The 26,494-nt window shown below is 59.0% G+C and carries 22 protein-coding genes; 10 read left to right on the top strand and 12 right to left on the bottom strand.

Features of this window, described 5'->3' with window-relative positions:
* Positions 1–11 precede the first annotated feature (11 nt).
* Both J7413_RS02130 and J7413_RS02125 read left to right on the top strand, forming a co-directional pair.
* Positions 12–2,264, top strand: a complete 2,253-nt coding sequence (locus tag J7413_RS02130; protein ID WP_209095911.1) for a PAS domain-containing sensor histidine kinase — start codon at positions 12–14, stop codon at positions 2,262–2,264.
* On the top strand, positions 2,261–3,676 hold the full coding sequence (locus tag J7413_RS02125) for a sigma-54 dependent transcriptional regulator (protein WP_209095909.1): 1,416 nt from the start codon (positions 2,261–2,263) through the stop codon (positions 3,674–3,676). Before J7413_RS02130 ends, J7413_RS02125 begins: the two co-directional genes overlap by 4 nt.
* Before the next feature lie 63 nt (positions 3,677–3,739).
* Here the strand turns inward: J7413_RS02125 and J7413_RS02120 are convergent, their stop codons facing one another.
* The gene (locus tag J7413_RS02120; protein ID WP_209095907.1) at positions 3,740–4,201 is read right to left on the bottom strand and encodes a hypothetical protein; all 462 of its coding nucleotides are present in this window, start codon (positions 4,199–4,201) and stop codon (positions 3,740–3,742) included.
* Between the two features lie 9 nt (positions 4,202–4,210).
* Positions 4,211–4,696 carry a hypothetical protein gene (locus J7413_RS02115; protein WP_209095905.1) on the bottom strand — a complete coding sequence of 162 codons (486 nt, stop codon included), beginning with the start codon at positions 4,694–4,696 and terminating at the stop codon, positions 4,211–4,213.
* 130 nt (positions 4,697–4,826) lie between these two features.
* Between J7413_RS02115 and trkA the strand changes: the two genes are divergently transcribed.
* The 4 genes from trkA to hflX all read left to right on the top strand — a co-directional run bounded on the left by trkA (position 4,827) and on the right by hflX (position 9,365).
* Positions 4,827–6,203, top strand: coding sequence for a Trk system potassium transporter TrkA (gene trkA, locus J7413_RS02110; RefSeq protein ID WP_209095903.1), 1,377 nt, complete (start codon positions 4,827–4,829; stop codon positions 6,201–6,203).
* Between the two features lie 67 nt (positions 6,204–6,270).
* Positions 6,271–7,728, top strand: coding sequence for a potassium transporter TrkG (locus J7413_RS02105; RefSeq protein WP_247743284.1), 1,458 nt, complete (start codon positions 6,271–6,273; stop codon positions 7,726–7,728).
* A gap of 123 nt (positions 7,729–7,851) precedes the next feature.
* Positions 7,852–8,091, top strand: a complete 240-nt coding sequence (hfq, locus tag J7413_RS02100) for an RNA chaperone Hfq (protein ID WP_008204623.1) — start codon at positions 7,852–7,854, stop codon at positions 8,089–8,091.
* The gene (gene hflX, locus J7413_RS02095; RefSeq protein WP_209095900.1) at positions 8,091–9,365 is read left to right on the top strand and encodes a GTPase HflX; all 1,275 of its coding nucleotides are present in this window, start codon (positions 8,091–8,093) and stop codon (positions 9,363–9,365) included. The genes hfq and hflX overlap by 1 nt, the downstream gene beginning before the upstream one ends.
* A 41-nt stretch (positions 9,366–9,406) precedes the next feature.
* Here the strand turns inward: hflX and J7413_RS02090 are convergent, their stop codons facing one another.
* The gene (locus J7413_RS02090) at positions 9,407–11,875 is read right to left on the bottom strand and encodes a penicillin acylase family protein (RefSeq protein WP_209095899.1); all 2,469 of its coding nucleotides are present in this window, start codon (positions 11,873–11,875) and stop codon (positions 9,407–9,409) included.
* Between the two features lie 81 nt (positions 11,876–11,956).
* Between J7413_RS02090 and J7413_RS02085 the strand changes: the two genes are divergently transcribed.
* The gene (locus tag J7413_RS02085) at positions 11,957–12,829 is read left to right on the top strand and encodes an NAD(P)-dependent oxidoreductase (protein WP_209095898.1); all 873 of its coding nucleotides are present in this window, start codon (positions 11,957–11,959) and stop codon (positions 12,827–12,829) included.
* A 69-nt stretch (positions 12,830–12,898) separates the two neighbouring features.
* On the opposite strand, the gene J7413_RS02080 is transcribed toward J7413_RS02085, so the two are convergent.
* Both J7413_RS02080 and hemB read right to left on the bottom strand, forming a co-directional pair.
* Positions 12,899–13,459 (bottom strand): YSC84-related protein, encoded by a 561-nt coding sequence (locus J7413_RS02080; RefSeq protein WP_209095897.1) that lies wholly within the window; start codon positions 13,457–13,459, stop codon positions 12,899–12,901.
* Positions 13,460–13,564: 105 nt separating this feature from the next.
* Positions 13,565–14,560 carry a porphobilinogen synthase gene (gene hemB, locus J7413_RS02075; RefSeq protein ID WP_209095896.1) on the bottom strand — a complete coding sequence of 332 codons (996 nt, stop codon included), beginning with the start codon at positions 14,558–14,560 and terminating at the stop codon, positions 13,565–13,567.
* A 117-nt stretch (positions 14,561–14,677) separates the two neighbouring features.
* Between hemB and J7413_RS02070 the strand changes: the two genes are divergently transcribed.
* Positions 14,678–15,202, top strand: a complete 525-nt coding sequence (locus J7413_RS02070) for a component of SufBCD complex (protein ID WP_209095895.1) — start codon at positions 14,678–14,680, stop codon at positions 15,200–15,202.
* A 39-nt stretch (positions 15,203–15,241) separates the two neighbouring features.
* The gene (gene mfd, locus J7413_RS02065) at positions 15,242–18,709 is read left to right on the top strand and encodes a transcription-repair coupling factor (protein WP_209095893.1); all 3,468 of its coding nucleotides are present in this window, start codon (positions 15,242–15,244) and stop codon (positions 18,707–18,709) included.
* A 47-nt stretch (positions 18,710–18,756) separates the two neighbouring features.
* Here mfd and J7413_RS02060 read toward each other — a convergent pair whose 3' ends face one another.
* The 4 genes from J7413_RS02060 to J7413_RS02045 all read right to left on the bottom strand — a co-directional run bounded on the left by J7413_RS02060 (position 18,757) and on the right by J7413_RS02045 (position 23,604).
* Positions 18,757–19,974 (bottom strand): MFS transporter, encoded by a 1,218-nt coding sequence (locus J7413_RS02060; protein ID WP_209095891.1) that lies wholly within the window; start codon positions 19,972–19,974, stop codon positions 18,757–18,759.
* A 47-nt stretch (positions 19,975–20,021) separates the two neighbouring features.
* Positions 20,022–21,302 (bottom strand): multidrug effflux MFS transporter, encoded by a 1,281-nt coding sequence (locus J7413_RS02055; protein ID WP_348538712.1) that lies wholly within the window; start codon positions 21,300–21,302, stop codon positions 20,022–20,024.
* 116 nt (positions 21,303–21,418) lie between these two features.
* Positions 21,419–22,060 carry a DsbA family oxidoreductase gene (locus J7413_RS02050; RefSeq protein WP_209095889.1) on the bottom strand — a complete coding sequence of 214 codons (642 nt, stop codon included), beginning with the start codon at positions 22,058–22,060 and terminating at the stop codon, positions 21,419–21,421.
* Positions 22,057–23,604 carry a class I adenylate-forming enzyme family protein gene (locus J7413_RS02045; RefSeq protein WP_209095887.1) on the bottom strand — a complete coding sequence of 516 codons (1,548 nt, stop codon included), beginning with the start codon at positions 23,602–23,604 and terminating at the stop codon, positions 22,057–22,059. The genes J7413_RS02050 and J7413_RS02045 overlap by 4 nt, the downstream gene beginning before the upstream one ends.
* Positions 23,605–23,690: 86 nt before the next feature.
* Here J7413_RS02045 and J7413_RS02040 point away from each other — a divergent pair, with 86 nt between their 5' ends.
* Positions 23,691–24,314, top strand: a complete 624-nt coding sequence (locus J7413_RS02040) for an XRE family transcriptional regulator (RefSeq protein ID WP_209095885.1) — start codon at positions 23,691–23,693, stop codon at positions 24,312–24,314.
* A 92-nt stretch (positions 24,315–24,406) separates the two neighbouring features.
* Here J7413_RS02040 and J7413_RS02035 read toward each other — a convergent pair whose 3' ends face one another.
* The 3 genes from J7413_RS02035 to J7413_RS02025 form a co-directional block, all read right to left on the bottom strand.
* Entirely contained in the window at positions 24,407–24,838 is a 432-nt protein-coding gene (locus J7413_RS02035; protein ID WP_209095883.1) for a hypothetical protein, read from the bottom strand.
* A 206-nt stretch (positions 24,839–25,044) separates the two neighbouring features.
* Positions 25,045–25,698 carry a DUF1638 domain-containing protein gene (locus tag J7413_RS02030; RefSeq protein WP_209095881.1) on the bottom strand — a complete coding sequence of 218 codons (654 nt, stop codon included), beginning with the start codon at positions 25,696–25,698 and terminating at the stop codon, positions 25,045–25,047.
* 7 nt (positions 25,699–25,705) lie between these two features.
* Positions 25,706–26,398, bottom strand: coding sequence for a methyltransferase domain-containing protein (locus J7413_RS02025; RefSeq protein ID WP_209095879.1), 693 nt, complete (start codon positions 26,396–26,398; stop codon positions 25,706–25,708).
* Positions 26,399–26,494: the final 96 nt, after the last annotated feature.

Genomic DNA, 26,494 nt, shown 5'->3' with positions numbered 1-26,494 from the left:
CGAGCCGGACAATGATGAGTCACTGGGCGCGGTTTCAGCGTCTGCGCAGTCAAAGGCGTGTCCAGAATGCCGCAGCTTTTACGCTGGTGGTGCTGGCGCCGAGTTTGGCACTAGCAACCTATTTGGCGCTTGGTCCCTTTGACCTTGGCGTTTCTTCCAACACGTTGCGCGCGATCTTGCTTGCTGACTTTGCCTATGTGCTCATCGTGGCGGCGCTGGTTCTGCAAAATGTGGTGCGCGCGATTGCCTCGCGGCGGGCGCAATCGGCTGGATCGCGGCTGCATCTGCGCCTGACGGGGGCTTTCGCGGTTCTGGCGGTTGTCCCGGCGGTGACAGTGGCGGTGTTTGCGGGGTTGACGCTGAACATTGGCCTTGAAGGCTGGTTCAGCGAGCGTGTGCGCCAAGTGGTGGGCAATTCACTGTCTGCGGCACAGGCTTATGAAAATGAGCACATAGAGGCGCTGACCGAAGACGCCGGTGCATTGGCGGAGTTTCTCAACACCCGGCGTCGGGCCACGTTTTTCATGGATTCGGGCGAGCTGCGGGTGTTGCTGGCGGCTGGTCAGGTGCAGATCCAGCGCGGGTTGAAAGAGGCCTTTGTGATTGATGGCACGGGGGAGCTTCGGGCGCGGGGCGACCGTTCGTATCTGTTTGATTTTGAGCAGCCGACAGATGCGGAAATGCAGCAGGCCGCAGAAGAAGGCTATGCAATCATTCGCGATCTGGAGAGCAATGAGATGCGCGCGTTGGTGCGCCTTGATGCGTTTGTGGATCGCTACCTTTACATCAGTCGGGATGTTGATGCGGAAATCTTTCAGTTGCTGGATGATACGCAGGCCAGTGCGCAACTTTACGCACAGCTGGAAAATGAGCGTGGTCAACGGCTGTTTGAATTTGGCTTGCTGTACCTCGGATTTGCGCTGATTCTCGTTTTGGCGGCGATCTGGATGGGCATGTGGATGGCGGAGCGACTGTCCCGCCCGGTTGGGCGGCTGATGCAGGCGGCGCAGCGTGTTGGTGCCGGTGATCTGGACGTTAAGGTGCGTGAAGAAGAAGGCGATGACGAAATCGCCATGCTGGGGCGCTATTTCAACCAGATGACGCGCCAGTTGAAAGGGCAGCGTGAGACACTGCTGGACAACACGCGCCAGATTGACCGGCGCCGTCGGTTGTTTGACAGCGTGTTGAGTTCGGTGACCTCTGGGGTTGTGGGGCTTGATGCGGAGGGCAAGGTCTCCTTTGTGAACCGATCTGCAGAGCGGTTGCTGGCCTGGGCCGATGACCACCAGGCGATGCCACTTTCGGTCGCTGTGCCGGAGTTTGGTCCGGTGTTTGAGACGCTGATCGAAAGCGGAAAAGAGGTCGCTCAAGAAGAGATCAAAGTGGTGCGTGCGGGGCGTCTTGAACATTTGCTGGTGCGTATGTCGCGGCGGCGGCGCGATGATGACACGCTTGAGGGCTATGTGGTGGCCTTTGACGATGTGACCAATCTGGTGACGGCGCAGCGTACAGCGGCCTGGGGCGATGTCGCGCGCCGCATTGCCCATGAGATCAAGAACCCGCTGACTCCGATTCAGCTGTCTGCCGAGCGCATTCGGCGCAAGTTTGCGAGCCGGTTGGGCGAGGACAGTGACACGCTTGAGCAGATGACAGATGTGATTGTGCGCCAGACCAATGATCTGCGCCGCATTGTCGATGAGTTCTCCAAATTTGCGCGTATGCCGGAACCGGAGCGCAAGGCGGTGGATCTGGTGGAGCTGACACAGGCGGCGGTGATGTTGCAGGAAGCCGGGCAACCGGATGTGCGGTTTGTGAAAGACATCAGTGTAGATGCGGTCATGGCGGATCTTGACGCCACAATGATTTCGCAGGCGCTGACCAATCTGATTAAGAACGCCGGGGAGGCGATTGAGACCCGTCAGGAGAAAAACCCTGATGTGGCGCTGATCCCGGAGATACGTGTGTCACTTCGGACTGAGGCGGATCACGCGATTTTGCAGATTGCCGACAATGGCATCGGTCTGCCGACCGACCGCGCACGGCTGTTTGAGCCCTATGTCACGACACGCGACAAGGGCACGGGGCTTGGTCTGCCCATTGTGAAAAAGATCATCGAGGAACATGGCGGTCAGCTGACATTGTTGGATGCGCCTGTGTTTGAACCTGCGTCTCATGCCGGGGCGATGGCGGAAATCCAATTGCCGCTGGCACCTGCGGGTGCGGCCCCTGTCGAGACGGTAAAAGAGAGCGAGCGAGTACTATGAGTGATATTCTGATCGTTGATGACGAGCGCGACATTCGGGAGCTGATTTCGGACATCTTGAAAGATGAGGGGTTCTCGACACGGCTTGCTGGAAATTCAGACGAGGCGATGGCGCAGGTCACAAGTGAACAACCGGCGCTGATGATCCTCGATATCTGGCTGAAAGACAGCAATATGGATGGTATCGACATCCTGAAGGCTGTGAAAAACGACTACCCTGAAGTGCCGGTGGTGATCATTTCGGGCCACGGCAACATCGAGATTGCGGTCGCTGCCATCAAGCAGGGCGCGTATGATTTCATCGAGAAGCCGTTTAACATCGACCAGTTGATGGTGGTGATCAAACGGGCGATGGAAACCAGCCGCCTGCGGCGCGAAAACACCGAGCTTAAGCGTCAGGACAACAAACCCGCAGAGCTGATTGGTGACAGCGCGGCCTATCGTGCGATGATTTCGCAGCTTGATAAGGTGACGCGCTCCAACGGGCGGGTGATGCTGACGGGGCCTGCGGGTGTCGGCAAGGATGTGGCGGCGCGTTATATCCACGCCAACTCCAACCGGGCAAGCGCGCCGTTTGTGACCGTGTCTTGCGCCGGGATGGACCCGGATCGGGTTGAAGAGATTCTGTTTGGGCGCGAGAGCGCTGATCGGGGTATTGAGACCGGTTTGCTGGAGCAGGCCAATGGCGGGATCATCTATTTTGACGAGGTGGCGGACATGCCGCTGGCCGCGCAGAGCAAGATTTTGCGGGTGCTGGTAGATCAACAGTTTACGCGCGTGGGGGGCTCCAAAAAGCTGCGCGTGGATCTGCGGGTGATTTCCTCAACCAATCAGGATCTGGCGCAGGCGATTGCGGAGGGCACGTTCCGCGAAGAGCTGTATCACCGTTTGAATGTTGTGCCGATTGCGGTGCCATCTTTGGAGGAACGGCGCGAAGACATTCCGGCGCTTGCAAGTTATTTCCTTGCGCAGCTGCATGAGAGCCAGGGGCTGCCATTGCGGGAGCTGAGCGGGGATGCAATTGCCTTGATGCAGACAATGGTATGGCCGGGCAATGTGCGCCAGCTGAAGAACATGATTGAACGGGTGCTGATTCTGGGGGACGGGCAGGGGCCGATTGAGAGCCGTGAGCTGCCCGGTGAAAGTGACGCGCCCTCCGAGGAAGGGCGTGTGGTGCTGTCTGGCACGCTGGCGACTTTGCCGCTGCGGGAAGCACGTGAGGCGTTTGAGCGGGAGTATTTGCTGACTCAAATCAACCGGTTTGGTGGCAATATCAGCCGCACCGCGAGCTTTGTTGGCATGGAGCGCAGCGCGCTGCATCGCAAGCTGAAATCGCTGGGGGTAGTGACCTCCAACAAGGCGGGCGCGCGGGTGGCGCATGTGCCCGAAGGGGAAAGCGAAGCTGCCGAATAAGGTGGCAGGGTCGATTCACAAAATGCAAAACGCGCGGGCCTTAACGCCCGCGCGTTTGGGCTTTTAGCCGCTGGACTTGGAGGAAATCGGTTTGCTGAGATCGATCAGCACACGGCCTCCGTTTTCGGTTTTCAGTCCACAGATGCTTGGGGTCAGCTCTGGGGCGACCTCGATTTTGGCATAGTGATTGTCGCCAAGTTGGTCGTCTTTGCAGAATGGGATTTTGACCCGTTCATAGCCATTGGCGGCCATGCATTCGCGCACCGCTGTATGGCGGGCGCCTTCGTTGATGTCATATTGCTCCGGGCGCTGGCCCACGATGCGCCCGTTGCGATCATAGATCGGCCACCAGTCGGTGACGATGCGGGGGGGATAGGCATCCGCCGCCGCGCGGTTGCACTGACCGCGATCGATGTTCAGCTGTGACTTGGTGACACCTTCTTTGTAGTAGGTGCCAAATTCAGTGCAGCTGCTGAGCACCAGAAGAAGTGAGGTTGCCAAAGTGGCGTGTTTCAGAAGTGGCACAGTCTACCCTCACAATGGTTTGTTGAGATCAATAAGTGCGACGCCGCCGCCTTTGGCGCGCAGGGCACAGATGTTGGGGGCAGGTTTTGGCGCTCCGGCGATCGGTGCGTATTTGCGGCCAGAAATCTGGTCGTCGGTACAAATGGGGTGGCTTACCGCAGCGTAGCCCTTCAGCGTCATGCAATCGGCGCGATGTTCGGCGCGCATGCTTGCGTTGGCATCTCGAACCTGCACGTGGCTGCCGCCCCAATATCCGGGGTAGCCGCCCCAATAGCCCCCAGCATAGCCGCCGTATCCGCCGTGGTAGCCGGAATAGACGGTTGTTGTGAATGTGGCCGCAGGAAAAAGTTTATTGGCTTCTACAGAACAGGCTGTGTCATCAAGTGCAGCTGTTTCCCGAGTCACCCCGGATTTGGCGTAGCCTGAGTATGAGGTCGGCGCGCAGCTCGCCAGAACCGTTGTAAGAGCCGCAAATGCCATAAGTGTTTGCCGCATCTTCATATCTCACTTTGTAATTTAATGTCTGTCTTTAGCAAAAACCCAAACGGGACTGGCGTCAATGGTAACAATTGACCTAAATGGCCTGCTCTGGCATGTCGGTCGGACAAACCCTTGAGGGATGCTTATGAAGGTCATTATCTGTGGCGCCGGTCAGGTTGGATGGCAAATTGCACGCCATTTGTCCGGTGAAAACAACGACGTCACCGTGGTTGACAACAACCCCGAACTGGTGCGCCGCGCAACCGACACATTGGATGTGCAGGGCATCGCGGGGTTTGCGAGCTATCCTGACGTGTTGGATCGGGCGGGGGCGCGCGATGCGGACATGTTGATTGCCGCCACCTATTCTGACGAGGTCAACATGGTCACCTGTCAGGTGGCCCATTCTGTGTTTGCAGTGCCGCGCAAAATTGCGCGTTTGCGGAGCCAGTCTTATCTGGATGTTCTGTATTCCGATTTGTACCGGCGCGATCACATGCCGATCGACGTGGTGATTTCACCGGAGCTTGAAGTTGCGGACGCGGCGCTCAAACGACTGACGGCGCCAAGTGCGTTTGATACGGAGACCTTCCTTGATGGGAAGGTGCAAATGCTCGGCCTTTTGCTGGAAGAAGACTGCCCGGTGGTGAACACGCCGTTGCGCCAGCTGACCGATTTGTTTTCCACGCTGAGTGCGGTTGTGGTTGGGGTGCGCCGCCATGGCTCGTTGTTTGCGCCGGAACCGGGCGATCAGCTTTTTGTGGGGGACGAAGTCTATGTGTTCACATTCGTTGAGGATGTGAGCCGCACGATGGAAGTGTTTGGCAAGGTCCAGAAGAAACAAGAGCGTGCGGTGATCGTGGGCGGTGGCAATGTTGGCCTGATGGTGGCGCAGCGGCTTGAAAAAAGCGCGCATCGCATCCGCACAAAGATCATTGAGCGGGATCGCAAAGTGGCAGAACGCGCAGCAGAGTCGCTGGAGCGGACCATCGTTCTGAATGGGGATGGCATGGATGCGACGCTGCTGGCGGAGGCGGGTGTGGATCGCGCCGATGCGATTTTGGCCGTGACCGATGACGATAAAACCAACATGCTGGCCTCTGTGCGCTCCAAATCGGCGGGGTGTCCATTGGCGATTGCCTTGATCAACGATCCGACCTTGGCGCCATTGATGCCACCGCTGGGCATTGATGCCTTTATCAACCCGCGGGCCACGACGGTGAGCTCGATTTTGCGCCATATCCGGCATGGTCGGGTGCGCGAGGTGTATTCCGTGGGCGACACGGAGGCGGAGATCATCGAGGCTGAGGTTTTGTCGACCTCGCCGATTGCTGGCCAGATGGTGCGCGATGTGGACTTTCCTGAAGGCGTTCTGATTGGGGCGATCCGCAAGGGCAAAGAGGTGGTGAAACCCAAAGGCAGTACGCGGATTGACGAAGGGGATGTGATTGCGCTGTTTGCACTGTCGGCTGATGTGCCACGTGTGGAGCAGCTGTTGCAGGTCTCCATCGATTTCTTCTGAGCCGATGAAGCTGCGCCTGTCTCAGATACCGTTGTTTGTGCAGATGGTCCTGCTTTGTGGGGCCTTGATGTATGTGCCGGCGGCGGTTGCGTTGGCGCAGGATGACCATTTTGTCTCTCGCAGTTTCTTTTATTCCGGCACGCTTGTTCTCTTTGCCTGCACATTGATTGCGATGGCGATCTACGGCACGCAGGGACGAGTTAGAACCATCGACAATCTGAAGGCGCTGTTAATGGCGCTGGGGGTGTTGCCAGCGGTATTGGCGCTGCCGATGTATGAGACCCTTGGGGTTGTGCCCTATGTCGATGTTTACTTTGAGATGGTCAGCAGCATCACGACCACAGGCATGACCACCTATGAACCCGCCAGTATGCTGACGGATGCTGTACATCTGTGGCGTGGCATTGTGGGCTGGATCGGGGGCCTGTTGATGTGGATCGCGGCCGCGGCGGTTTTGGCGCCGCTGAGCCTTGGCGGGTTTGAGGTGACGGCGATGGGCGAGCCGGGGCAGGTGAGCGCCGGGCAGGGGCATGTGCAACGCGCGCGTCCGATGAAACGCTGGAGCCGGGCGGCACGGGCCTTGTTGCCGATTTATATCGGATTGACCGTCGCGCTGTGGATTATGTTGGTGGTGCTGGGTGATCGCCCGATTGTCGGGTTGATGAACGCTATGGCGACGCTGTCTACAAGCGGGATCACCAGCGGTGTCGGGGTGCAAGACAGCAACTCTGGCATTGCGGGCGAAATGATCATCTTTCTATTCATGTTGTTTGCGTTGTCGCGGGGCACCTTCAGTTCTGACACAGGGGCCGTGCGGCGCAACAGCCTGTTGCAGGATCCGGAGCTGCGGCTTGGGTTTCTGATTGTTGTGATCGTGCCAAGCATGCTGTTTGCCCGTCATTGGTTCGGTGCGTTGAGCGAAGATGAGGTGAGCGATCCGTTGGCCGCCATCAAAGCCCTGTGGGGGGCGATGTTCATGGTGATGAGCTTTCTCACCACCACCGGGGTGGAAAGTTCGGAATGGCTGCTGGCACGCGACTGGAGCGGACTACAGACCCCGGGGATGATCCTGCTGGCGCTGGCCATGGTGGGGGGCGGCGTTGCCACCACTGCGGGGGGCGTGAAACTGTTGCGCGTCTATGCGCTTTATGTGCAGGGCTTGGGGGAAATGGAGCGGCTGGTGCACCCCAATGTGGTTTTGGGGCGCAAGCGCGCGGGCGCGCGTGGGCTGAGACGGCGCGGTGCGGTGATTGCCTGGGTGTTTTTTATGCTGTTTGCGCTCTCCATTGCGGTGGTTTCGCTGCTGCTGGCCTTGGCGGGCAACAGCTTTGAAGAGGCGATCATTCTGGCGGTGTCTGCACTGACCACCACGGGGCCACTGACGCAGGTGGCGGGCGAGTTCCCAATTGCGATTTCTTCGTTGGGGGCAACCGAAAAGCTTATTATTTGTGCAGCGATGATCGTTGGGCGGCTTGAGGCCTTGGCTGTCATCGCGTTGATTTCGCCGGACTTGTGGCAGAAATGATGCGGTCGGAGGCGTACCGCATTAAAAAGGCGTCATTTTAGGCTGGTAAGTCAAGAATGTGCGCTCCATACTCGCCACTGCATACCAATACCGATGCACAACAAGAACAAAGGCAAGCACGACATGGCTTCGGATCGACAGAATCTCCAAGATGCATTTTTGAACCACGTCCGGAAAACCAAAGTTCCGGTGACTATTTTTCTGATCAACGGTGTGAAACTGCAGGGTGTGATCACCTGGTTTGACAACTTTTGTGTGCTGCTGCGCCGCGATGGGCAGAGCCAGCTGGTTTACAAACACGCGATCTCGACAATCATGCCGGCGCAACCAATCTCTCTTTATGAAGGTGAAGACGCCTCTTGATGGAGCATGATACGCAGGTTACCCGCGCTTGGGTCCTGCATCCCGATATCACTGGCGCTGATCAGCGGCGCGAGGCCTCTTTCGCTTTGGAAGAGGCTATTTCTCTTGCGGCCGCATTGCCGGAGTTGGAGGTGGTGGGCTCAAACGTCGTGCGCTTGCCCAAAGCCCAGCCCGGCAAGCTGTTTGGCAGCGGGAAAATCGAAGAGCTGAAAGCGCTGTTTAAGGCCAATGAGGTGGAGCTTGTCCTGATTGACGGGCCAGTCACCCCTGTGCAGCAGCGCAATCTGGAAAAAGAGTGGAAGGTCAAACTGCTGGACCGGACCGGGTTGATTTTGGAGATCTTCTCGGATCGGGCGCGCACCCGTGAGGGTGTGTTGCAGGTGGAGATGGCAGCGCTGTCGTATCAGCGCACCCGCCTGGTTCGGGCCTGGACCCACCTTGAGCGTCAGCGGGGCGGGCTTGGCTTTGTGGGTGGTCCCGGTGAGACCCAGATCGAGGCGGACCGGCGGGCGATTGACGACCAGCTTGTGCGGTTGCGGCGGCAGTTGGCGAAGGTTGTGAAAACCCGTGAGCTGCATCGCAAGGCGCGGGCGAAAGTGCCGTTCCCGATTGTGGCGCTTGTTGGCTATACCAACGCCGGAAAATCCACGCTTTTCAACCGTGTGACCGGTGCGGATGTGATGGCGAAAGACATGCTTTTTGCCACGCTGGACCCGACCATGCGCGCGGTGGAGCTGCCCAACAATGGGCCTGAGGTGATCCTGTCAGACACGGTGGGCTTCATCAGTGATCTGCCAACGCAGCTTGTGGCCGCCTTCCGGGCGACGCTGGAAGAGGTGTTGGCGGCGGATCTGGTGCTGCATGTGCGTGACATTGCGCATCCGGAAACCGAGCATCAGTCTGAGGACGTGCGCACCATTCTTGAGACCCTTGGGCTCAATGAGGACACGCCGCAGATTGAGGTCTGGAACAAGATTGACCTGCTGAGTGCCGATGATCGCGCTGCGATGGTCGCCAAGGCGGAGCGCGAAGAAGATATCTTTGCGGTCTCAGCTGTGAGCGGTCAGGGCCTTGATGAGATGTTTGCGGCGATTCAGCAGGCTTTGGCCAGCGAGAAAAGCCGCGAGACCCTCAAGCTTGGCTTTGCGCAAGGTAAGGCGCGGGCTTGGCTCTTTAAGGAGGGTATCGTGGAAGACGAAGCCCAGACCGAAGAGGGCTTTGAAATCACCGTGCTGTGGAGCGCCAAGCAGCGCGCGCAGTTCGAAAGCCTTTAAGTTTCAGACAGTTCTCTGAGAATGCGATGGCGCAGGGTGGGTTACTGCGCCATCGGCTCAATCCGGGTGACGCCGACGGCGGCGGCGCGGGCCAGCTCTTCGTCCAGAGACATTGGGATATACTCGCCGCGGCGCCAAAGCTGGGCCATATCATCATAGAAACGCGACAGGAAATGGCCGGACTGGCCGGTTGAGATGATAAAGACCGAGCTGTCAGGGTCAGCAAAGTCATAGACCCCACGATAGCCAGCCGCGTGCACGTTGAGATAAGGGTTTTCCCCGGTGCCACTTGTTTTGCCACGTTGCAGCGTGTTGTCGCCGCCTGAGGTGGATTGGCGGATGTTCACAAAGAAACGCAGCAGGGGCACCTCTCCAAGCGCCTGATGGTCATGGGTGGCCTGATGCACATCGCCCCAGCGCAGGGATTCCAGCTGTTGGCCGTAGCGTTCTTCGATCGTGATGAGCGCATCATCGAGCGCAAGCTTGGCCATATCGGCGCAGGTTTCCTGTGGCGCGCTTTGGCGGATGTCACACCATGCGGCGGCGCCATCAACGTCGCGGAACACCCGTTCAATGAACAGCGGTTCCACATGTGTGAATTCACTGGCGAGCGGGCCGAGGTCATCATGGATCAGTCGGTCTTGCAGGGCGCGCACCCATGCGGCGTAGATCAGGGGCTCTGGCAGGTGCTCGTTCATTTCGCCGTTCCATTCTGACAGCAATGCAAGCGCGCGCTGGCGTTGGCGGTCGCGGCTGCCTTCGGGGGCGGCTTCGGCGGTGTACCACAGCTCTGCACCAATCAGAGGCAGGAGCGAGCGTGCGGAAAAGCTGACTGTGTCGAGCTGTGCCTCGATAAAGCTGTCACGCGTATGAACGCGGCGGCCCTGCATCAGGCGCTGCCACCGTTGGATGCGCTGGCTGTCGCCCCAGAGATAGGAGATATGCTCTGGGAAGGGGCGGTCGATCAGCTTGTTGTTGGTGTTGCCGACAATGCCACCGGCGGGTGCAATGAACGCGGGGTTGTCAGCGGGATCAAACACGCCCTGCCAGCGGTTCTCTGCACGCCAGCCAAGCGAAGGCAGGCGGCCCCGGCTTTGGTGCGCGTTGTCACGGCGCGGCAAAGCACCGATCAAAGCCATGGCGATGTTGTCTTTGTCTGCCAGGGTGAGCGTGAGGCCGGGGGCCACATGCTGTTGTGTGACCTCAATTGCGCGGCTCACGGAATCAGCAAACATCAGATCCATGAGCGCGGTGGTTGAGCGGTCATTCGGGCTGAGCGCGGTCCAGCGTAGGGCGGTGACATGGCCCGGAGGTGTGATGGCGGCAAGATTGAAATCACTGCCGGGCAGCACAGGGCCGTTTTCCGTCCAGCGCAGGGTCAGTGTGACCGGGCTGTGGTCTTTGATGGTGATGATGGATTTGCGGGTTTCAAACGGTTTGAACCCATCCGGGGTGCGGTAGCGCTCTGCGTTATTGGGATCAAGCTCTTCGATGTAGAGATCCTGATCATCGACATAGGCGGCGGTGATGCCCCAGCCCAGAGCCTCGCTGCGGCCCGACAGCACCACGGGAACGCCCGGAATGGTGGCGCCGATTACGCCGCCGCTTTGCAGCTCCAGACGGGCGAGATACCAGATCGAGGGGGCTGTCAGGCCGAGGTGTGGATCATTGGCCAGCAATGTGCCGCCAGAGGCGCTGCGGCTGGGGGCGGCGGCCCAGGCATTTGAAGCCCCTGACAACGCTGGCGTTTTGAATGGGGACAGCGGGTGTGTGGGCAGCGGTTTGCTTGCGGCATAGCGCGGCGCGCCGGGCACAAGACTGGCGTATTCCGGCAGTGCGGCCACACCCGTGCCGGGGGCATCGGGCAGAATGTCAGACAGGCGGTTGATGTCATTCAGCGCAAGGGAGGTGCGTGCCCGCAGCACTTCGGATTGCATCTGTCCTGTGAGTTGCAGCGCCATCAGCTTTTGCAGCGCGATGGTGTCGGCCGGCTGCCAGGGGGCGAAGGCTTGTTTGAAGAGGAACAGTTCGGGGGCACCCCGGCCCAGAGCCTCGCGATTGACCTCGTCAATGCGGGCGTTGACGCCACGGGCGTAGGCCTGCAAAGCGGCGAGCACTTCGAGATCTTGGGAAGACACGGATTGGCGCGCCGCACCTGCGAGATCAAGGCGGCGCATAAGTTTGTCGATATCAACGGTGCGTGGGCCAAAAACCTCAGAGAGGCGGCCTTGGGCTGTGCGCCGCATCGTCAGCATTTGCCAGAGGCGATCCTGCGCATGGGCGTAGCCGAGGCCGAAGAACACATCCTCGTCCGTTTCGCCAAAAATATGCGGCACATTGGCGTTGTTGCGCACAATTTCCAGCGGCGCGTTCACCCCGGCGGCCGCAATGGTTTTGTCATAGTCAGGCAGACTGCGCGAGGCGAGGAAATACACGAGCGTCACCGTCAATACGGTGAGAATCACCAAGCCACTGGCGATCCGCAAAAGCCACCTAAAAAATACCGCCATTGGTCTGCCTCTTATAGTCCTTGCCTTCTGCTTGCGCAGGCGAGACAAGTATTACGACGAATAAAAGCAAGGGGAAAGCCAATGGCAAAAGTTGCGTTTTTGGGCTTGGGAGTGATGGGATATCCGATGGCGGGATATCTGGTGAAAGCGGGCCATGAGGTGACGGTTTACAACCGCACCACGGCCAAGGCGGAGGCCTGGGCGAAAGAGTATGGCGCAGGCTTTGCCGCAACGCCGAAAGAGGCCGCCGCGGGCGCGGAATTTGTGATGTGCTGCGTTGGCAATGACGATGATCTGCGCTCTGTCTGTCTGGGCGAGGATGGGGCCTTTGCCGGGATGGCTGCGGGCAGCACCTTTGTGGACCACACCACGGTGTCAGCCAAAGTGACGGCGGAGCTTTACGCCGCGGGCAAAGCAGCCGGTATCGCCTTTGTCGACGCGCCGGTGTCTGGCGGTCAGGCGGGGGCGGAAAACGGTATTCTGTCGATCATGTGTGGCGGCGATCAGGCGGCCTATGATGCGGCGGAGCCGATGATGCAGGCCTACGGACGTTCGATCAAACGGCTGGGCGAAAGCGGGGCTGGCCAGCTGACCAAAATGGTCAATCAGATCTGTATTGCCGGTTTGGTGCAGGGGCTGTCTGAAGGGCTTCATTTTGCGGAAAAAGCCGGGCTGGATGGCCGCGCGGTGGTCGATGTGATCGCGGGCGGTGCGGCGGGCAGCTGGCAGATGCAAAACCGCTATGAAACCATGATTGACGATGAATTTGACCACGGTTTTGCGGTGGACTGGATGCGCAAAGATCTGGGCATTGTCCTGTCCACAGGCGATGAGATTGGCGCGAGCCTGCCAGTGACCGCGCTGGTCGATCAATTTTACAAAGATGTGCAGAAGCTGGGCGGCGGGCGTTGGGATACCTCCAGCCTGATCAAGCGTCTGCGCGCACTGGATTGATTTACAGATCCGTCAGACACAAAAAAGCGCGGGGTGTGGCCCGCGCTTTTTCTTTGGATCACAAACCGCTTATGGAATGATGCGGTTGTATTTGATGCCTTCGAGCGTTGCGCCGATTTTCAGGCCTGCCTGCCCAAAGATCACGGCGATCACCGGGGCAAGGAGGTTGGTGGTTTCGGCGCTCAGATTGCCGCCTTCGTTGGCGACCACATATTGTGCGCCGGCACCGGCGGCCCAGCCACTGGAGCTGCGGAAATCTGCCAAGGCACCTTCGGTCATGAAGAACAGAACATGGGCGTGCTGTTGCGCGCCGATCTGTAGGCCCACGCTGCCTTTGGTGGCGGAGTAGTAGTCTACAGTCACATCGTTGACGCGCAGAGCACCGCGCCCGTAGCCGCCGCCAAAGCCAAAGCCGGCCTCGGTCACCAATGGCATCACAAGAATGCCGGCTGCCTTGTCGCGCAGATCGGTGGTGTTGGGATATTCGTTGTAAAGGTAGCTCAGGGTGGAATCTACGCGCGCGTCAATTTCAGAAGCGCCGTTGGAGCCTACACCGTTGCCACATGCAGCAGTGACGCCCGCGGCAGCGAGGCCGGTGAGCGCGAAACCGCGTCGGGTGAAATTGGTCATGGTTTTAGCCTGTGTTTGTTGAAGTCTGCTCAGTTCACCGGTTTTGGCCCGGCTTTCCGCCAATATAGACGAGTGGTGCCGCCCTGTCACTAGATCTGCAGGGGGCTACCTGATTTTGCGGGCCACTTCCGGGGCGAAATAGGTCAAAATACCGTCACACCCGGCGCGTTTGAAGGCCATAAGGCTCTCGACCATCGCGCGGTCACCGTCAATCCATCCGTTTTGGGCGGCTGCCTGGATCATCGCGTATTCGCCGGAAACCTGATAGGCAAAGGTGGGCACGCCAAAGCCATCTTTCACGCGGCGGCAGATATCCAGATAGGGCATGCCAGGTTTGACCATCACCATATCGGCGCCTTCATCAAGATCGCGGGCGACAAGGCGCAGGGCCTCATCAGAATTGGCTGGATCCATCTGATAGGTGGATTTGTCGCCCTTGAGCGCGCCGGACGCGCCAACCGCATCGCGGAATGGGCCGTAAAAGGCGGAGGCGTATTTGGCGGCGTAGCTCATCAGCATGACATTGTGGTGTCCGCCGGCCTCCAGCGCTGTGCGGATCGCGCCGATGCGACCGTCCATCATGTCAGATGGGCCAATGATGTCTGCGCCTGCTTCGGCCTGAGACAGGGCTTGCTTGACCAGCGCTTCGACTGTTGCGTCGTTCAGGATTTCTCCGTCTTTCCAAAAGCCGTCGTGGCCGTGGATGTTGTAGGGATCAAGCGCCACATCAGTCATGATGGAGATTTCAGGGACAGCCGCCTTGATCGCACGTGTGGCCCGGTTGGAAAGGTTGTTTGGATTCCAAGCCTCGGCGCAGTCCTCGGTTTTGAGCGCAGGATCGGTGTAGGGAAATAGGCAGATCACTGGAATGCCAAGATCGGCCGCTTCCCGGGCGGCTTCAACAATTTTGTCGACGGAGCGGCGGACCACGCCGGGCATGGAGGCAACGGGTTCTTCGACGTCTTCGCCATCGCGCACAAACACAGGCCAGATCAGATCATCCACAGTCAGCGTGTTTTCACGTACAAGACCGCGCACCGCAGCGGATTGACGGGTGCGGCGCAGGCGTGCGGCAGGGAAAGCAGTAGGGGAAATGGGCATGTTTGGCTCCAGCTTGTGTTGCCCTGTTAGGTGCCACGGAAATTCCCTTATCTCAAGGCTAGGAATTGCCGCAGTGGCAGGGTATGTCGGTTAAAAATTTAAAGGGCAGTGTGACCTTTGGACCTGAGCCATACCGTACTAGAACTCATCGACTTCCGAAGTTTTTCAAATCTTTGGTACTGGATTGCGATTGCCGTTGTTTGGTCGTCTGCCAGCCATTGGGTGCTGGGGGTGCCTTGGGATCTGGCCTTACGCGCAAAACGCAAGGGTGGGCAGCTTGAAAAGGACTTTCAAGCGCTGGTGGCCATCAACGTAAACCGCATCCTGTATACTGTTGATATTGCTGGCATGTGGTTGGTTGGCATTGTGAGTTTTGTTCTGACCGGGCTGGCGGTGATGGGCTTTGGGTATTCGGTGGAATTCGCGCAGGCGGTGTTTTTGATTGCCTTTCCGATGAGTTTTGTCGGCGCTTTGAGCGTGCGCACCTCGCGTCACATCCAAGGCAGTGATCTGGAAGGTGATGGGCTGCGTAAGCGTTTGGCACGCCACAGGCTCGGCGTTCAGGTCATTGGGATGATTTCTATTTTTGTGACCTCGCTGTGGGGCATGTATCAGAACCTTGTGGTGTCACCGCTGGGTTAATTTTTGGGCGTATGCCTTTGAAAATGTGAGAAAAGAGTGATGAACGACGCGCAGCACATTTCCGTTGGTGGGGCGCCAGAAGGCTTTGACGCACAGCTCATTCTAAATGAGGTGGCCAAGCGGGGCGGCCCCGTGATCCATGTGGCGCGCGACGACAAGCGCATGGTGGCCACAAAGGCGGCGCTGAACTTCTTTCAACCGGATATGCCGGTCATTGTCTTTCCGGGCTGGGACTGCTTGCCCTATGACCGTGTGTCGCCCAATGCCGATATTTCCGCGACGCGCATGGCGACGCTGGCGGGGCTCGTGCATGGTATGCCTGAGCGCTTTGTTCTACTCACGACACTCAATGCGGCCACCCAACGTGTGCCAGCGCGCCATGTGCTGAAAGAGGCCGCGTTTCGGGCGCAGGTGGATGCACGTGTGGATGAAGAGGCGCTCCGTAACTTCCTTGTCCGTATGGGCTTTTCGCAAGCGCCAACGGTGATGGAGCCGGGCGACTATGCCATTCGTGGCGGCATCATTGATATCTATCCGCCCGGTGACAGCGGGCCGGTGCGGCTTGATTTCTTTGGCGATGTGCTGGACGGCGCGCGCCGGTTTGATCCCGCGACGCAGCGCACCACAGAAAAGCTGGATGCGATTGAACTTGCCCCGGTCAGTGAAGTCATTCTGGATGAGGCGGCGATCACGCGGTTCCGGCAGAATTACCGGATCGAGTTTGGTGCAGCGGGCACGGATGATCCGCTTTATGAGGCGATCAGCGCGGGGCGCAAACATCAGGGTGTAGAGCACTGGTTGCCGTTTTTCCACGCAGAGCTGGAAACGCTGTTTGACTATCTGCCTGATGCGTCAATTTCCGTGGATGATCAAACAGATGCAGCGCGCCTTGCACGTTGGGAAGCGATTGCCGATCAGTATGAAACCCGTCAGCACGCGATGGCCCAGAAGGCGCGGATGGACACGGTTTACAAACCTGTACCGCCGGGGCTGCTGTATCTGGATGATGCGGCCTGGGAGAAGGCGGTCGCGGGGCGTCGTATGTTGCACTTCGCAGCTCTGCCGCAGGCGTCGGGGCCGGGCACCATTGATGCAGGTGGCCGTATTGGACGCAATTTCTCGCCTGAGCGCCAACAGGAAAACATAAGCCTTTTCGGGGCCTTGGCGGATCATATTAACAAGAAGTTACCGGCTGGACCGGTGGTGGTTGCGAGCTATTCGGAAGGCGCGCGCGAACGTCTTAGCGGGCTGATCGAAGATGAGGGCCTTGCGGAAACCATTCTGGTGAAAGACGCAAGCCGGATCGGCAAGACCGGGCTGTATCTTGTGGTCTGGGCGCTGGAACACGGGTTTGAAACGCCGGGTATGACGGTGATTTCTGAGCAGGATGTGCTGGGGGATCGCCTGATCCGCGCGCCGCGCAAAAAGAAACGCGCTGAGAATTTCCTGACCGAAACACAATCGTTGAGCCCCGGCGATCTGGTGGTGCATGTGGACCACGGGATTGGGCGCTATCACGGGCTTGAGGTGGTTACAGCGGCAGGGGCCGCGCATGAATGCATCCTGCTGGAATATGCTGAGGGTGCAAAGCTTTACCTGCCGGTTGAGAACATCGAGCTGCTTTCCAAATACGGCCATGACGAGGGCTTGCTGGATCGGCTCGGGGGCGGCGCTTGGCAGGCCAAGAAAGCCAAGCTGAAAGAGCGTATCCGCGAGATGGCGGATCGGTTGATCCGGGTGGCGGCGGAGCGGGAATTGCGCTCAGCCCCTGTGCTGGAAGCGCAGCATCATGCGTGGGAAGAGTTTGCGGCGCGCTTCCCCTATCAGGAGACCGATGATCAGCTGCGCGCGATTGGCGATGTGATTGACGATCTGGCCTCGGGGCGCCCGATGGATCGGCTGGTCTGTGGCGATGTGGGCTTTGGCAAGACCGAGGTCGCGATGCGCGCGGCCTTTGTGGCGGCGATGTCAGGTCAGCAGGTGGCGGTGATTGCGCCGACCACGCTTTTGGCGCGTCAGCATGCCAAGGGGTTTGCTGAGAGGTTCCGTGGATTTCCTTTGGAAGTCAGAGCCTTGTCACGCTTTGTTTCGGCCAAAGAAGCCGAAAAGACCCGTGATGGCATGGCCCATGGCACGGTGGATATCGTGGTGGGCACCCATGCGTTGCTGGCCAAGAACACGCGGTTCAAGAACCTTGGGCTGCTGATCATCGATGAAGAGCAGCATTTTGGTGTGGCGCATAAAGAGCGGCTGAAACAGATGCGCAGCGATGTGCATGTGCTGACGCTCACGGCGACGCCGATCCCGCGGACGCTGCAGCTGAGCCTGTCAGGTGTGCGTGATCTGTCGATCATTGGCACGCCGCCCGTGGATCGTCTGGCGATCCGCACCTATGTGAGCAGCTTTGACGCGGTGACTGTGCGTGAGGCGCTGCTGCGCGAGCATTATCGCGGCGGGCAGAGCTTCTATGTGGTGCCACGGGTGAGCGATCTGCCGGAAATCGAAGAGTTTTTGCGCGACCATGTGCCAGAGGTGAGTGTTGTCACCGCCCATGGGCAAATGGCGGCGGGTGAGCTCGATGACCGGATGAACGCGTTTTATGACGGCAAATATGATGTGCTGTTGGCGACCACGATTGTGGAAAGCGGGTTGGATATTCCGACGGCGAACACGATGATTGTGCACCGCGCCGATATGTTTGGCCTCGCGCAGCTGTATCAGATCCGGGGCCGGGTCGGGCGCTCCAAAACACGGGCTTATGCCTATCTGACCACCAAACCGCGAGCCAAACTGACGCCTGCGGCAGAGAAACGTCTGCGGGTGCTTGGTTCGCTGGATACGCTGGGGGCAGGCTTTACGCTGGCCTCGCAAGACCTTGATATTCGCGGGGCGGGGAACCTCTTGGGCGAAGAGCAATCCGGGCAGATGCGGGATGTGGGCTATGAGCTCTATCAGTCGATGCTTGAGGAGGCGATTGCCAAGATCAAGGCAGGTGAGCTGGAAGGTTTGAGCGATGCCGATGACCAATGGGCGCCGCAGATCAATCTGGGTGTGCCTGTGTTGATCCCGGAAGATTATGTGCCGGATCTGGACGTACGTCTTGGGCTGTATCGCCGCCTGAGCGGGTTGCAGGGCAAGGTGGAGCTTGAAGGCTTTGCGGCGGAGCTGATCGACCGGTTTGGGAAATTGCCCAAAGAGGTCAATACGTTGCTGCTGATCGTGCGCATCAAAGAGATGTGCAAGAAAGCCGGGATTGCCAAGCTTGATGGCGGACCAAAAGGCGCGACGATCCAGTTCCACAATGACAAGTTTGCCTCCCCGCAGGGGTTGGTGGAGTTCATTCAGGATCAGAAGGGGCTCGCCAAGGTCAAAGACAACAAGATTGTTGTACGACGTGATTGGGCGAAATCTTCAGACAAGATCAAAGGCGCTTTTGCGATTGCCCGTGATCTGGCCCAGAAGGTTGTGAACGAGAAAAAACGCGCAAAGGCGAAGGCGGCGAAGTAGTCAGGGGCGCTGCCTACCTCGTGCTGTTGGGCGCCTTTGATAGCGGTTCAGTCGAGCCGCAGGCGCAGGGCTGCGTAGAGCAACAGGATCAGGCAGAGCGCAGCTGCGATCAGGAAGGGTGCGCGCAGCGCGAGTTCACGCGGGAAAGGGCCTTCGAGCAGGGCAACGGTGGCGCCACCCGCAAGCGCACCCAAAGGCATGCTGCCCCAGCCAAAGAAGCGATAAATGCTGTTGACGCGGCCTAGAAGGGCGGTCGGGATGCGGCGCTGGCGCCATGACACGGTGATGACGTTCCATAGCATTGCGCAGGCCATCACGCCAAAGAGGGCAAGGGCCATTGCGATGCTGCTGGTGCTGAGCCCAATGGTGCCATAGCCGATGGCCCAGCCTGCAATGGAGAGATAGAGGCAGATCCCAATGCCTAAGTGGCGTGTGATCCACGGGGCAAGCAGGCTGCCAGTGATTGCCCCAAGGGCCGCCACGGAGAGCACAACCCCGTAGTGAGAGGCTGACAGGTCGAGCACGTCTTGTGCAAAAAGCGTTTGCACTGTCAGTGTGGCCATGGCGATGAAATTGGCACAGCCGAGCACGATTGCGAGACGCAGCAGCACCGGGTCTGTGCGCATGAAGGCGATGCCTTCTTGCAATGCAGTGAGGAAGTTTTGCTTGGGCACACTGCGGGGTGCCAATGAAATCAGCCAGACCAGCCCGGCTGCGAGCACCAGCGCGGCGATATCGAGGCCAAAGGGCAGGGCGATGGAGGAGGCAATCAGCAGCCCGGCCAAGGGTGGGCCGATGAATTGACCGGTGAGTTGTTCGATGCTCCACATCTGGCCGTTGGCGGTTTCCAGATCTCCAGGGCTGACAATATCAGGCAGAAGCGTTTGCGCTGCGTTGTCGCGCATCACTTCGGCAGAGCCAAGCAGGAAGGCAAGGCCGGTCAGTAGCCAGATGGCACCGGAGCTGGGTGTGCTCAGCGCGAGCCAGAGAATGGCAGCCACAAGAGCGGCGCGCAGCAGATCCGCACGTGCGATGAGTTTGCGGCGGTCAATCTGATCGGCGATCACCCCTGCGGGCAGGGCAAACAGCAGCCAAGGCAGACGGCCTGCCGCGGCGACGCAGGCGATGGCAAATGGGTCTTTCGTGAGTAATGTCGCCAGCCAGGGCAAGGCCAGAACTACAACGCCATCGCCAAGATTGGTCAATGCGCCTGAGGCAAAGAGCAGGCGGTAATTGCGATTGCGGATCAGAAGGGGTGTTTGCATGGCGCAACTCTTTCACAGTGTACGCCCAACTGCAATTTTTACGTGTGTTACGCGGGCTGCGCTTCAAGTCGGCGCATGTGTAGCATCATTGCAAAGCTGACGACCGCAAGTGCAAAGAGGGCGATTGCCATAGGGAACGGGGTGCCGTCAAAGGCAAGGCCGATTGGGGTGGCCAGCAAGCCGCCGAGGATGGTGGAGATCGCGCCCATGACAGAGGCCGCAGTGCCGGCCATATGTCCAAGCGGTTCCATCGCCATGGCGTTTAGATTTCCGATGGTCATGCCAATGGTGAAAAACACCCCGGATTGCCAGATGACAAAGGCTGTGAACTGAATGCTGATATCAGGTGTTGTGCTTGCCGCGATCATCACCAGCGCAAACACAGCCTGTGCTGCAATGGCCACGGTGACCAGATAGCGCATCCCTAATACCATGACGAGTTTTGCATTAATGAAACTGGCGGAGCCAGAAAACAGGGCAATGGCGGCGAACCAAATTGGGAATTGATCTGCGCGGTCAAAAGTTTGGGCGTAGATTGGCTGCACAGAGCTGATCATGGCAAACAGCGCGGCAAAGATCAGGGACTGCACCAGCATAGAGGTGCGCACCGCAGGAATTGCCCACATTTCGCGCACGCCAGACATCAGATTGGCAAAGCTGAAAGGGCGACGATTTTCGACGGCCAGCGGTTCTGGCAAGCGCAGGCCCACCCACAGCATGGAAATCACAGAAAAGACGATGAAGGCGGCAAAAATTCCGCGCCAGGACGACAGATCAATGATCAGGGCCCCCATGGCTGGCGCGACTGCTGGCACCAGTGTGAAGATCATCATGGAAAATGACATAATGCGCGCCATTTCCCGGCCAGCAAAGAGATCACGCACAATGGCCAGAGTGGCAATGCGCGGTCCAGCGGCTCCGACACCCTGAAAAAAGCGTGCAAGCAGCACAAGCTCCAAGGTCTGGCTTTGCCAGCCGATGAAAGCACATAGGGAAAACAACAGAGCGCCACCGATCAGAACGGGCTTGCGACCAAAGCGATCAGATAGAGGGCCTGTGAAAAATGTGCCGAGCCCCATACCCATCACAAAGGAGGTGATGATGAGCGTGGCCCGTGTTGGGGCGTCGGGGCTCAGCTCCGCCGCGATTTCCGGCAATGCGGGCAACATGGCATCAATGGAGAAGGCAATGGTGGAAAACATCATGGCGCAGAGCGCGATGAATTCGACCTGCGTCATGGGCAGATTGTCTTTGGTCATGACGGGCTCCATTGCCGATTGCGCGATGCGGGACTGCAGCCAGACCGCAAGCGCGGTACGGCGAGACATGCTGGCCCACACCAGTTGGGGTGTTGTGCGTGACTGTGCCAGACAGCACCAATGGGCTGCGGACTTGGCGCAGCTTACCCCGGTGTTGGGAGGGTCACAAGCGGAAAGGTGAACGACTATTCAGCCGCTGTTTGCGCTTTCAGATCAGCAATCACTTTGAGCCAGAGTTCGACTGGCTGGGCACCCGGAACCGCGTGTTGGTTGGCCACAATGAAGGTGGGTACAGAATTCACACCCATTTTTCGGCTGTGGGCATCGCGGGCGCGGATGTCTTCGACATCGGCGTCGGACTCCAGCAGTTTGCGCACCACGGCGGCGTCCATCCCGGCGCTGTCGGCAATATCTGCCAGCACGTCAATGTCGCCAATGTCGCGACCTTCGTTGAAATAGGCGGCAAAGAGCGCATCCACCACCGCGTTTTGTTTTTGCTCAATCCCGGCCCAGTGGATCAGGCGGTGGGCGTTGATCGTGTTGGGGGTGCGCTTCATTGCGGCAAAATCGATTTCCAGCCCTTCATCGCGGGCGTGTTGTTCGATTTCGCCATAGACGCGCACGGCGTTTTCTTTGCCGCCAAACTTGGTTTCCAGATATTCGCGGCGGTCCATACCAGCGGCAGGCATGTCCGGGTTGAGCTGGAAAGGGTGCCATTCGATGACAAACGGGTGGTCTTCGGCCTCTGCGAGGGCTTTCTCAAGGCGGGTCTTTCCGATGTAGCACCACGGGCAGATCGGGTCGGAGATGATGTCGAGTTTGATCATGGTTTGGCCTTGAGGGTTTGTGCGTTAAGTTCTGTGCGCAGGGCGCGGCGGTTGAGTTTGCCGTTTGCATTGGTGGGCAGAACGGGCAGGCGGATATAGAGCCGTGGCTGCTTGTAGCGCGCCAGGCGGGCGGCCGCAAAGGCTTTCAGATCGGCCTCCACGAGATCGTGATCGGCGGTATAGAAGGCGGCAATGACACGGGTGTCGGCTTTGATCTCGACATCGGTGACAGCGATTGTGGCGAGATCCGGGTGGGTGGCGAGCGCGGCTTCGACCTCCAGCGGGGAGAGGCGAAAGCCGCCTGCGTTCATCATATCATCGGCCCGACCCATGTAGGTAATGTGGCCCTGCGCATCCATGGCGCCGAGATCGCCGGTGAGGAACCATTCTCCGTCAAAGCGCGCGGCGGTCTCTTCTGGGGCGTTGAAATAGCCGCGCATGAGGCCCGCATCAGACTTGTGGATCGCAATCACACCCGGTGTGTTGAGCGGCGCAGGCTGGCCATCTTTGAGGATCGCGATGCGGCGGCCCGATTGGGGTTGGCCCAGTGTGCTGGCTGGGGCGGGTGCAGTCGGGCTGGCGGAGATGAAGGTGGAGCATTCCGACATGCCGAAAGCCTCATACAGCGCGGTACCGGTGGCCTCCTGCCAGCGTTGGCGCAGAGGCTCTGAGAGTTTTTCGCCCGCGCAGAGCCCATGGCGCAGGGTCGGCAGCGCCGGGTCTTCGGGTGTGTCCAGCATTTTGCGGTACACCCCCGGCGCGGCGGCAAAGAGCGTCGCCTGATGCTGGTGCAGCAGGTTTGGCAGGGCCGCCGGTGGTGTGTCTGCTTCGGGGATGAGGGCGGTGGCGCCGATGGTCCAGGGATCCATTAGGCCGGTGCCAAGGGTGAAGGTCCAGTTGAAGGCACCCGCGTGCAGCAGGCGATCATCACGACGCAGGCCATACCAGCCGTCAAACATCATCTGGCGTGCCCAGATGGCGCGGTGGGCATGCACCACAGCGCGCGGTTGGCCCGAGGTGCCGGAGGTGTAGATGATGTATGCTGGGCGATTGGGGTCGCCCATGGCAAAGTCTGCAGGCGGCAGGTTGCGCATGTCGTGCAGGTCTGCGGTTGAGATGTTTTTGGCCGTTGCGGTCTCAGCGGTGGCGACGGCTGGGTCATGCAGAACGGCCGCTGGGGCGAGTGTGTCGATGATGCGGGCGACCTCGGGTGCGGTCAGTTGAGCGGAGGTTGGCACTGGGATCAGGCCGACGGCAATGGCCGCGAGATAGGCAATGGGGAAGTCCACTGTGTTGCCGAGCCGCATAAGGAGAGGGTCGCCGGGTTTGAAACCTGCATGCAGAAGACCTGCCGCCGTGCCAAGAATGGCAGATTTCAGAGCGCCGTAAGTCCAGACGTGCGCGCCCGTTTCAGAGAGCACTTCCAGCGCGGGTTTCTCTGAAAGCGCGTCGGCATGGCGCAGCACATGCGCGGCCATGTTGAACGGCTTGGGGCAGGCAGCGGGCGGGCCCTGATCAAAGAGCGATATGGTCAGCGGTGTCATAGGGATGGGGTAAGCAGCCCGGGAGCGCAGTGCAAGCGCGACGTGGCGGTTGCAGGCAAGGGGGCAGGCAGGCTAGAAGCGCGGCTATGACAGCAAAAGACCCCAAATCGCTCATCCGTATTGCCCGTGAAAATGGCGAGCAGGACCATGTGGAACCGCTTGACCTTGGCCAGCGCGTGCGCGAGTTGCGCAAGGCGCGCAATTGGACGTTGGAACAGGCGGCCAATCAGGCGGGGCTGGCGCGTTCCACGCTTTCTAAGATTGAAAACGGTCAGATGTCGCCGACCTATGACGCGGTGAAGAAACTGGCGGTGGGACTGGAGATCTCCGTGCCACAGCTGTTCACCGCGCCGCAGAAAGATCAGATCACGGGCCGCATGTCGGTGGTGAAATTTGGCGAGGGTGCGCAGCAGGTCACAACGACATATGAGCATGAGCTGCTTGCCGAGGGGCTGCGCAAGAAAGCGATGCTGCCATATCGCGCTCGGGTGCGGGCGCGCTCGATGGATGAGTTTGACGGCTGGGTGCGCCATGACGGCGAAGAATTTCTCTATGTGCTGACCGGGGTGATCACGCTCTACACAGAGTATTATGAACCGGTGGAAATGCGGCGGGGCGACAGTGCCTATTACGATGGTGCGATGGGCCACAATGTTGTGTCGGTGAGCGATGAAGATGCGACGATCCTGTGGGTGACGTCACTGGTGTAGGTATGTTGCGCCTGCGGATTGACGCGTAAGGCGTGAGGTTCACCAGAGCAAAGCTTTTGGCGCATGGGATGCCCCGTGACATGGCGGCGGCTTCAGCAGTCAGCCTTGATGTTGAGCGTCTGATCATCACCGCCAAGCGAGAAGGTGGCTTTCTTGTTGTAAGCCGGGTCAAATTCAACCCAAGAACAGCGGTTGTCGCTTGCGAGCAGTGTTTTGGCATAGGAGATGCGCTGCTCAAGCGGCAAGGTTGGCGCGGCTTTGCATAGGCGTTGGCGAATGGCCTCAACCGTGCAGACATGCAATGTGCCATCCTCAGACTTGTAGGGGTTGCTGCCATAAATGATGCGCATGGTGTTCATGTCGAGGCCGAGGCGTTTGGCTTCGGCTTTCAGATCCGCTTGCGTGACGCCGTTTGCAGGGCTGAAACCTGCATAGCTGAAGGTGAAAAGCAGTGGCGTGAGCGGGCCAGTGTTGGCCACTTCCTCATTTCTGAGCGCAATGTAGCGCACGTCAAAATCGCCCATACGTGTGGCCTTTGAATTGAAGCTTCCGCCCGTGGAGTCGCATGCCGCAAGCACAGAAAACACTGCGACAGGCAGGAGGTATTTGAGCAAAGGTCTATATCGGAGCTGCCGCTGAATCATTTTGGCTTTTTAAGCCTTTGGCGCAGCGGGGGCAACTTTTGAGTTAGATTTCAGAGAGCTAGGCCGAAGTGGCACTTGGATCTGAGTTAGCTTTTGCTGCGCAGCGCGACTTCCAGATCGCCATATCCCGTGTAGCGCCGCTCAAAGGCGAGGCCGAGGCGGTCGGCGCAGTCTTTGGCCTTCTCTGTCAGCTCAGGATCATCGGTCTGTGCCTGATAGACCAGTTTTTCATAGTTGCCAAAATACATGTCGCGCAGTTCCGGGTGGCGGTCGAGCCCCATGGGTTTGATGACAAAGGCGTCAAACTGGCGAACGAGAAAGTCGGTGAGGTAGAAGGCGGTGAATTCGTCTTCTGCGATTTCCGCGAACCGGGTGTTGCCCTCAAAGAAGCTGTAGCAATGGGGCCCCGCGATCATTTCGACGCCGAGTTCCTGACAGGTTTGTTCGAGTTGGCCACCGGTGCCGCAATCGGCGTAGACCACAAAGATCTGGCTGTGGGTGTTGCGATGTTTGGCGACAGCTTCGCGCACGGCCGGGGCGATTTTCTCTGGCTGCACGTGATAGATTGCTGGCAGGCAGGTGAGATCCATATGCGACCATTGATTGAGCTTGATCAGGTCGAGAATTTCGCGTGCCAGTGCGCCGCAAGCCAGCAGCAGAACACGGCCGGTATCGCCGGTTGGCGCGAGGCCAGTTGTTGTGAGCGTTGTGTCATCTGGGAGGGGACTTGGCGTTTTCATGGCTGGGTCACGGTTTGATCAGGTGAATGGCAAAATGTCCCGGCAGCAGCGGCGCCGGGCCGTAGGATTGTAGGATGTCGCAGCGCCAGCCGATGGCCTCAAGCGCGGCTTTGGTGGCCTGAGGCGCGCGGCGGGTTTGATGGTGGGTGACCCAGTCGATGCGGTCGGCGACCTGGGTTTCGATGCGGCGGGAGAGCCGACTGCCACCCACGGTGACTTCGACACGCACCGCCCAGTCATCGCCGCTGTGACGCGCTGCTTGTGGCAGACAGCGGTGGCCGATCAGGTCTGCCAGCACAAGGCCGCCCGATGGCAGTGCGTCAAAGGCGGTCTGCGCAAAGGGGACAAGTGTGTCATGGCCGGTGGCCGGATCAATGTAACTGAGTACTTCGCCAAGGCAGGTGATCGCAGTTGTGCCTGAAGGAATACTTGCGTTCGCGGCGTTGCCCTCGCACACATCAAGACCACGCTGACGTGCGCGCGCAACAAAAGCCGGAGAAAGATCAATGCCCGCGCCCATCACGCCACGTGAGCGCGCTGCGTCAAGCCAAGCGCCGTCGCCACATCCGACATCAAACAGCTTGGGCGGCGTTGGGCCGTGTTGGAGGGTTTCGGCGAGCCAATCGAAAGACTGCGCAAAAGTTGCAGTGAAGCCTTCGGCGTGAATGCGGGCAAGATCAGGAGAATAAAGACCAGACATAGCTTCACTTTATCGCAGTTTGCGGCTCACCCAACCGACTTCTTCACAGTTTTGGTTGATCATCGCGATCAGTGAGCGCGCAGTGTTGTCAGCGAT

It is taken from the genome of Shimia sp. R10_1 (genome assembly GCF_017744095.1).
Classification (GTDB): domain Bacteria; phylum Pseudomonadota; class Alphaproteobacteria; order Rhodobacterales; family Rhodobacteraceae; genus Shimia.
The sequence above is the reverse complement of the archived record's forward strand: the minus strand, read 5'-3'. Positions and strand labels throughout refer to the sequence as shown.